At 39.1% G+C, this 8,533-nt stretch carries 4 protein-coding genes; 2 read left to right on the top strand and 2 right to left on the bottom strand.

Features of this window, described 5'->3' with window-relative positions:
- Nucleotides 1-789: 789 nt before the first annotated feature.
- Nucleotides 790-1,197: a hypothetical protein gene (locus F824_RS0120345; protein WP_019599786.1), complete on the bottom strand. Its 408-nt coding sequence runs from the start codon at nucleotides 1,195-1,197 to the stop codon at nucleotides 790-792.
- A 427-nt stretch (nucleotides 1,198-1,624) separates the two neighbouring features.
- Between F824_RS0120345 and F824_RS0120335 the strand changes: the two genes are divergently transcribed.
- Complete coding sequence (locus F824_RS0120335; protein WP_019599784.1) at nucleotides 1,625-2,326, top strand: phosphatase PAP2 family protein; 702 nt, start codon at nucleotides 1,625-1,627, stop codon at nucleotides 2,324-2,326.
- Here F824_RS0120335 and F824_RS27010 read toward each other — a convergent pair.
- On the bottom strand, nucleotides 2,298-3,857 hold the full coding sequence (locus F824_RS27010; RefSeq protein WP_019599783.1) for an ArnT family glycosyltransferase: 1,560 nt from the start codon (nucleotides 3,855-3,857) through the stop codon (nucleotides 2,298-2,300). The genes F824_RS0120335 and F824_RS27010 overlap by 29 nt on opposite strands.
- Nucleotides 3,858-5,185: 1,328 nt before the next feature.
- Between F824_RS27010 and F824_RS0120315 the strand changes: the two genes are divergently transcribed.
- Nucleotides 5,186-8,506, top strand: coding sequence for a TonB-dependent receptor (locus F824_RS0120315; protein WP_019599780.1), 3,321 nt, complete (start codon nucleotides 5,186-5,188; stop codon nucleotides 8,504-8,506).
- The last annotated feature ends 27 nt before the right edge of the window (nucleotides 8,507-8,533 follow it).

Here is an 8,533-nt window from a genome sequence, read left to right as displayed (position 1 = left end):
TAACTGCAACTCAATTTCCTTGTGATTCTCCATTTTTTTCCTCAAAAAAGTGATCTGTGTCACCTTCAACTGTTTTCCAATTCGTAATTCCAACCATTGCCAAAAGGAATAAATTTCAAATAGGGTCAAATTAGATGGAAAATTCTCCAGTTAAATGGTTTTTCTTGCTTTCACTCTCGCTCATGATCATTTTCAGAGTCGTTTCGAAACTCGATATCATGCCTGAAATCATCTCAGGATTCGACAGCAACAAAATCTTAAAAGTTATATTTCTAGGAGTTTTTATCTTCTTCACCTTTATCATTTACAGAAAATACTCCAAAAAAAAGAAGACAATGAAATGAAATCAAGAATAAGGCCCTCATTTACAATCATGTTTGGCATCTCTTTTTTACCACCGTCAAGTTGAAGATTTTAATAAAGTAGAATCAGTACGTAAGATAGTGGCTGAAAAAGATTGGACTAGATTGAATGGTGTTTATTAAGGTAGTCACAAGACTTACACTCTTTGCTTCATTTCTCCTCATCCTGAAAGATTTCTTTTTTCAAAAGTGGATCTTACTGCTTGACTTTCATTTCTACTTGTGTGACTCACTATCAATCTCAATCCAATCTGAAATTGCTTAACATCCAGTCTTTGTTTGCTGTTTTTGACTTCACCTAGTCTGAACTTCTTGCATTTTCAACGCCTAACAGTTAACCCAAAGTATATTTCGGGATTTACAACTAAGCGAAGTCGTTTATTGATGATTCAGCTATAAATTACATTAACCTTGATATTATCGGGACTTATAGGTCCTTACTGTTCATGTTGATCGTAGCAACCGGAGAGATGTTGGGATTATTCAAAAGGTCCACTCCAGGTGCAGTGGCTGGATTGTTTCTGTAAGATTCGAAATTCGGTGTGCGCACATTGGCACTGGTGACATATACTGCTACTATTTTGGTACCGTCAACTTGCAAATTGTTGACATCCGTATAGTTATTGAGTGCCGATCCAAAAACACCTCCACCAACTCTGATGATATCAGTCTGTCGCTCATTGATGTCCCAAGTAAACTGCACTCTAGGTTGGATCTGAAATCCGCCTGTTTTAATATCTGTTTTTAAACCCAGTTCTTTTAAAACGGTATGATTGAAGTTAGGTGAATTTTTATAAGTGGTGTAATCCCCTCTAACCCCAACAATCAAATTCATTCCCCTGCCCAATTCAGAATCTGCCTGTGTATAAATACCGCCTCCGAAAATCGTCTGCCTAACCGTAGGATCGGTTTTAGCGACCTCTCTTGCATAACGATAGGGTTTGAGGTTCTCAATATTATCCAGACCACAACGGCACCCCTAAGCTTGGTAGAATTACCCACCTGACGTTTTGGAGGTGCCCAGCGACCAGATCTCACTTCAATCTTTTAAAACAAATTTCAAGACCACTAAGAAACAGATGCTTTTCTTGGTCAAAAGATTAAAAAAACCTAAGTCCGAACAAAGGTTATTCCTTTTTTCTGGTGTTTGTGTTAAAGGATGTATAAATTTTTCGATAATCCTGTTGTCATTGGGAAAAATCATAAAAATAAATTCAAAATCTCTTAACATGTATGAAATTTTGAGATCGTAGCTTTTCAGGATGAAAAGAAAGAAGAATCGAGGACTCGAATTTCTATGGGGAGCCATTGTACTTTTACTACTTTGCTCCATTCCGGTTTTTGCCACCCCAAAAGGGTTTTTAGAACTACAATTTAACCAGTTTCACAATTCTTTTTCCGATATCGTGTTTCTGGCCCTTACCCAGTTAGGTGACGGTATAATCTTCGTTCCTTTTGTTATTTTGTTCTTGTTTTGGAAAACTTCATTTTCAATCTTCCTGATTCTTTGTGGGCTTTTTAATACGATATTGGTCAGTCTTGGTAAGAAATTATTGTTTCCCGGTTTTCCCAGGCCAGCAGAGTTTTTTAAGGGAGTGGATTTTTACCAAGTCCCCGGAGTTAACTTATACCACTGGAACAGTTTTCCCTCGGGTCATACCACTACGGCATTTTCCATATGTTTTGCCTTTTCAATCATCTTTTCAAAACATCCCAAAATCCAACGGATGATGCTGATACTTGCGATCGGGATCGGGTTAAGCAGAGTGTATCTCATGCAGCATTTCTTCGGTGATATCTGGATGGGTGCTGCCTTGGGTTTGGTCGCCACTCTGGCTGCAAGAGAAGTTACCCTGAGGTATTTTTCAGGTAAAAAATTAAAAAAACCGTTTATCAAGACCAAACCTGCCTCCATACTTTCCCTTAGGAAAAGGATCATTCTTCAGCAGAAGTTGGCTGGATGATCATTGTTTCAGTTTTCTCAAAAAGATCTTTGGATTGGAACAAAACCTGATAAGGAACCGGAAGTGGGTTTTGCTTTAAGGCCCGATCAGTCGTAACGATCAAGTCTTGATTTCCGCTTTCAACCTCCCATTCCAGTAGAATCTGTTGCGTTGCAAAAGGAAAAGCAGGATTGAATTCCCCCCAATAGTATAGCTTTTTCCCAGCCCAAATATCCCGGGAAACACGCACCGGATTATGCTCGTTGATTGCAGGTATGTAAAAGTGGAACACAATAAAATTTAAGGCCAAAAACGATAGGCACAAGGCAAATAAGGAGGTAAAATTTTTTTTGAAACTTATAGCCACCAAAGAAATTATAGCTAATCCAACAGGGGATATCAAAAAGAAGGAGTATTTTTCTATTCCTTCAAGCTCAGGTAGGATTGGAAGCTTTGTAAAGGTTAATCCAAAGGCTGCAATTGGAACGATTGCAGCCAAGCCAAAAGAGAAATATCTGGTCCAGGAATTAATTCCCCTGACATCTAAAGTATAGGCAAAAATGACTGCAAGAAAAGGATAAACAGGTGCGGCATAGTTGGGTAGCTTGGTGCTGGACAGTGAGAAAAAAACCATTGTCACCAGGGTGAAAATACAAGAAAGGGCCAATAATGGATCTTTTAGGAGGTCCTTTAGCCGATAGGAAAAAATTCGGATCAAAAATAAACTACCAGGCAAAAAACCGACAATAACCATAAGCAGAATGAGATAAAAAGGTCCCCCGTGGCCTTCCATTGGCTTAGAAAATCGATTCAAATTATGGTGAAAGATAAACTCCTGTAACCAAGCACCCTCGGTAACCCAGGATATTGCGATATACCAGGGAAGGGTTACGACCAAAAAAATCACTATTGAATAAGGTTCAAATATCCGAAGCCAAGAAATCTTAAAACGATTAGGGGCAAGCAATAAATAGGTGACCAAGGTAGCCGCTAGCAGTAGTGGTGCAATTGGGCCCTTGCTCATGGTGGCAAAAGCCAGAAAGAAACACGCCCATCTAAGGTGTTTTTTTGCCTGCATTTCTGATTTGATCCAAGATTCAAAAGAAAAAATGGACAAAGCCAAAAAACAGATCAGAAATGGGTCTGGAACCGAGAGTTTGAATTGAAGCTGGACATGCAAAGAACTGATAAAAAGCAATGTGGACCAAAAGGCTTTGCGTTCACCCATTCTGGATTTTATTTTAAAGAATACCGAAAATGCAAGCAAACATCCCATTGCTGCGGGAAAAAGCCTTGCAGTGAAAGAATTGACCTCAAAAAACCAAAAAGATAGCGCAATGAAATAGTAATGTAGTGGGGGCTTGTCGTACCTTAATTCTCCATTGAATCTGGGTACGATCCAATCTTTTGTTTGCAGCATTTCACGTGCAGCTTCGGCATTTTTGGCCTCATCCAATATGTAAACATCCCAATTGTCATTTCCGAAGACAAATACCCATAATATTAAAATAAAAAGTATCCATGATGCAGGTGATAGCGAAGGGAATTTCATCTCGAAATTTAGAATTAGAATTTCGCCAACCCGATTTCTTTCCGTTAACAATTTGTTAGAAAATCATGAAATATTGAATCCATACAAATAACTTGGTTCATCTCAAGGAAGAGGATTCCGGAGGGGCCTCCAAGGGTCAGTATGGTACTTACTCAGAAAGTGGCTGAATAATCACTCTTGGAATGATTGTGATTTAAATGTTGTATGTAGGGGAGTTGCTTGGAGATAAAACAAACGGAGTGAGCGTCATTAAATTTAAGATTTTCTAGAACAAAATTGGCTGAAATCTAAGAAGATTTCAGCATTGAAAATAAATTATTCACAGAACAATAAGGTGACAAAAACTTAACCGGGATATTTCTTATATCCATTATAAAGGTGTGTCCTTTGTGAAACATAGCGGCGGTTGAAAAGATATTTTTAATAGTAGAGGATGATATTTTTGAGGACATAATCAGATTTAGCTTTCAAGAATCGATATTATTTATAAAAATACTAAGTCCTGGTCACGGGCTTAATTTTTTTCTGCAAAGAAAATGAAATAGGCAAGTACCAGGCACAAATTTTTATCATTAAATTAAATATACTCCCTTTTGAGACAATTAAATTATAGCCGGATTCTCTGATATAAGAATCCGGCTATAATTTTTGTGCTTTAGGGATTTGTGCAGAACAAAATTGCCAGCCAATGCCTTTTTCTTTTTCCAGAGTTTCCCCATAAAAAGAATGGTGCGAGTAGTTCAAAGAAGCCAAGTCCTGAATTCCAGTGAAAACAGCATCGCAGAGATAAACCAGGAGAAGGTCAGCTAGGCAGTACTTGAAATTTCCAAAAACCCTGAGATAAGTGAAACAGACAATGGGTTCAATTTTCTGTACGAGTAGTCAAAAGGCGACAGTTTGTTTCTGAAAGACGGCTGACGCAAATCTCTTTCTTGAGGGAATTCGTAAAGGATTCAAGTTCCTGTTCGATAGAAGCTTTCTTGGGTCTCTATTTTTTCAAAACCGACACCAACGGTTTCGTTCAGAAACTTTTTCCATTCTTGGAAGGATACCAAGAATGGGTTTTTAAACAATTTCGGAAGTTTTTATGGGTTTATACAAAACTGACTTTTAGATTTTTATGTCCCAATCGGGATATTGTCTCTGAACTTCTATAGGGCGTCAATACCTCCAAAACGTCAATTCGTGGATTAATTCTGTGTTAAGATTAGTTAAATGTATACGCAATTCTTAACAAATTGAAAATTTTGATTGGAGGCCTTTGTATTATATCCCCTCTACATTTGTCCCATCATAATTTAAATCATTTAGGAATTAAAAAGAGGAAAATGAAAAAATCATTACTGAAATGCTTTTTGATGATTGCAATGTTTGTGACAAGTACAGGAGCATTGTTCTCACAAGGAGTAACCACGGCAAGCATGCAGGGAATAGTAACCGATGACTTGGGTGCTACACTTCCTGGTGCAAATGTATTGGCCATACACGGACCATCAGGGTCTCGGTACGGTGCAGTAACCAATAATGAAGGTAGGTTTGTGCTGCCAAATTTGCGTGTAGGTGGGCCTTACCAAGTCACGATTACCTATGTAGGTTTCGAAAACAGGCTTTTCGAAGAAATAAATCTTTCACTGGGTCAAAATTACACCATCAACACCCAATTGACGGATGGATTGGAATTGGATGTGGTAGAGGTGGTCGCAGGAAGAGACGGCATCATGAATGCAGATCGGACTGGTGCTTCACTTAATCTTTCTAAAGAAAAAATAGCATCGCTTCCAACGATCAGTAGAAATATCAGTGATTTCACAAGGTTGACTCCTCAATCAAATGGAAATTCCTTTGCTGGTACAAGCTCTAATTTCAACAATTTTACTGTTGATGGAAATATTTATAACAACAATTTTGGATTGGGATCAGGTCAGTTTGCAGGTGGAAATCCTATTTCCCTTGACGCAATCGAAGAGGTTCAGGTAAACTTGGCCCCTTATGATGTCAGACAGGGAGGTTTTACCGGAGCGGGTGTGAATGCCATTACCAAATCAGGTAACAATGAATTTACAGGTACAGCTTATTATTTTTTGAGAAATGACCAAATGATAGGCACCAAAATCGGCAATGAATTTGTGCCCCAGAATGACAGCAAAAATGAAATTGCTGGATTTAGTGTTGGAGGCCCAATCATCAAAAACAAATTGTTTTTCTTTGTCAATTATGAAAAAGAAGCGTCTGCTACCCCCTCCATCATTAGAAGGGCAGCAAGGGAAGGAGAGATTCCAGATGGCCAGTTTATATCAAGAGTTCCTTTCGAGCAAGCCAATAGCGTAAGGGAAAGAATAATAGATCGTTATGGCTATGATCCAGGTGCAGTGGATTCCTATCCTTTTGCTTCGGAGCAGGAAAGATTAAATGTCAGACTGGATTACAACATCAACATGAATCACAAAGTATCTGTAAGGTACAATAACTATACTGCCTTCACAGATGTGCAGACCAATGGGAACTCCAACCGATATCTTCAATCCCGAATCAACGGAAGTAGAACAGGAATAGAAGGAATCAATTTCAGGAATTCCAATTATACAAATGATAGAAACGTAAAATCTGTGGTTGCAGAATTGAGTTCCAGGATTGGAAACTCGATGTCAAACCAACTCAATATTGGTTATACATCCATCACAGATCCCAAAAGAGGGATTCCTGGCGGACAGGAGTTTCCTTTTATTGAAGTGTTGGAGCCTGATGCAGGAGGAAATTTACAATACTACATGACCTTGGGAAATGAGCTTTTCACGGTGGGTAACCTTCTTGAAAACAATGTATTGAATATCACCAATAATTTCTCGTTGTATAAAGGAAGGCATACCTATACATTTGGAGGTAATTTTGAGTACATGACCTTTGACAATGCCTTTAATCCTGTTTTCAACGGTTTTTACAGATTCAACAGTTTTGAAAATTTTGAAGAGGCCGTGTTGAATGGAAATCCAAATGTGTATCCTGATGCTTTCGCCAAAGGATATGCCCTAGATGGATCCAACACGCCTCCCACAGATGCGACTCGATTTGGTCAGTTAGGGCTCTACGTTCAGGATGAATTCCAGATCACGCCTCAGTTAAAGGTAACAGGTGGACTTCGGGTGGATTTGCCTTTCTACCCAACGGAAATTCCACGAAATCCTTTGTTGGATGCACAAAACAAAACATTTTCCGATGTAAACGGCAATGCGTTTACTCCTGATGTTTCCCAGTTTCCAACAGTGAATCCTTTATTTTCCCCCAGAGTAGGGTTTAACTGGGATGTCTATGGAAACAGAACCACTCAGTTCAGAGGAGGTACAGGTGTGTTCTCAGGCCGTGTTCCATTTGTTTGGATGTCAAATCAGGTCAATGGTTCGGGTGTGATCAGAGGTGGTTACGGTTTTGAAGGCCAAGATGTGGAAGCCAATAATATCGTATTCAATCCATCAGTAACTGCTTATAATCCTGAAAACCCAGGTTTGGCTCCCTCAAACGAATTGAACTTGACAGATCCAAACTTCAAATTGCCACAAGTTTGGAGAACAAATTTGGCTGTGGATCAGGTTCTCCCTTTTGGAATCATCGGTACGTTGGAGTTTATATATTCAAAGGATGTCACTTCACCGATAGCAAACAATGTTATCCTTAGAGAAGCTGACGGATTACTTAGTGGACCTGACAACAGACCTTTTTGGGGTCCTAGAAATGTAGTGACGGGTCAAAGACCTGATGGTACAAATATCACGAGAAATACCACCTATTCTGGAGATAACGACTACAACAACGTCTTTTATTTCACAAATTCAGATGAAACACCTGAATATTATTCATTGACCTTATCGCTTGCAAAATCTTTTGACAATGGCCTGTTTACTTCAGTGGCCTATACAAAATCCAGAGCTAGGGATTTAGGAGCGACAGGTGGTTCTCAGGCTGGATCCTTATGGCCAAGTGTAGTTCAATCTGATAGAAATAATCCTGAATTGAGTTATGCTGGATTTGATCAACCCAATAGGCTAATCGCAAACATCTCCTACAGATCAAATAACACCACTCTTGGGTTGTTCTATGACGGGGGAGAAGCAGGAAGATACAGTTATACCTATTCTGGAAGCGGAATCCGATTTGGAGATGCTGCAAACAGATTACTCTATGTACCCAATGCCGCAAGTGAATTGACCTTTGAAGAATTCACACTTGATGGTGTCAGATACACCGCTGCGGATCAAGCAAGGATTTTTGACGAGTTTATTGACCAAGATCCCTATTTAAGTCAGATGAGAGGTAAGGTGTCCGAAAGAAATGGGGCAGTAAGACCTTGGGTACACCGTTTTGACCTGAGAATATTGCAGGACATCAATCTCTCCAAAAACTCAAAAAACAAACTCCAGCTATCATTGGATTTTACCAACGTCGGGAATATGTTCAATTCAAATTGGGGCATCCCACAGGTAGAATGGCAAAACAATCCGCTTAACCTGAGAAGGATTGGTGATAATGGAGTTCCAGTTTATAGAGTAAACTCAAATCCAGGAACAAATGAACTGATCAATGAAACCTTCAGAACTTCAAATTCCTTGGGGAATCTCTGGAGAATGCAGGTTGGTGTCAGGTATATTTTTAACTAAAAACCATCAATACTTTAAAAGCGCCTT

It is taken from the genome of Rhodonellum psychrophilum GCM71 = DSM 17998, assembly GCF_000381545.1.
Taxonomy (GTDB): Bacteria; Bacteroidota; Bacteroidia; order Cytophagales; family Cyclobacteriaceae; genus Rhodonellum; species Rhodonellum psychrophilum.
Note: the sequence above shows the minus strand (reverse complement) of the source record. Positions and strands in the feature narration are given on the sequence as shown.

What these genes read in the sequence shown, in the direction of transcription:
- F824_RS0120345 (WP_019599786.1), bottom strand. Translation starts at nt 1,197, where the DNA reads ATGAATTTGATTGTTGGGGTTAGAGGGGATTACACCACTTATAAAAAT.
- F824_RS0120335 (WP_019599784.1), top strand. Translation starts at nt 1,625, where the DNA reads ATGAAAAGAAAGAAGAATCGAGGACTCGAATTTCTATGGGGAGCCATT.
- F824_RS27010 (WP_019599783.1), bottom strand. Translation starts at nt 3,857, where the DNA reads ATGAAATTCCCTTCGCTATCACCTGCATCATGGATACTTTTTATTTTA.
- F824_RS0120315 (WP_019599780.1), top strand. Translation starts at nt 5,186, where the DNA reads ATGAAAAAATCATTACTGAAATGCTTTTTGATGATTGCAATGTTTGTG.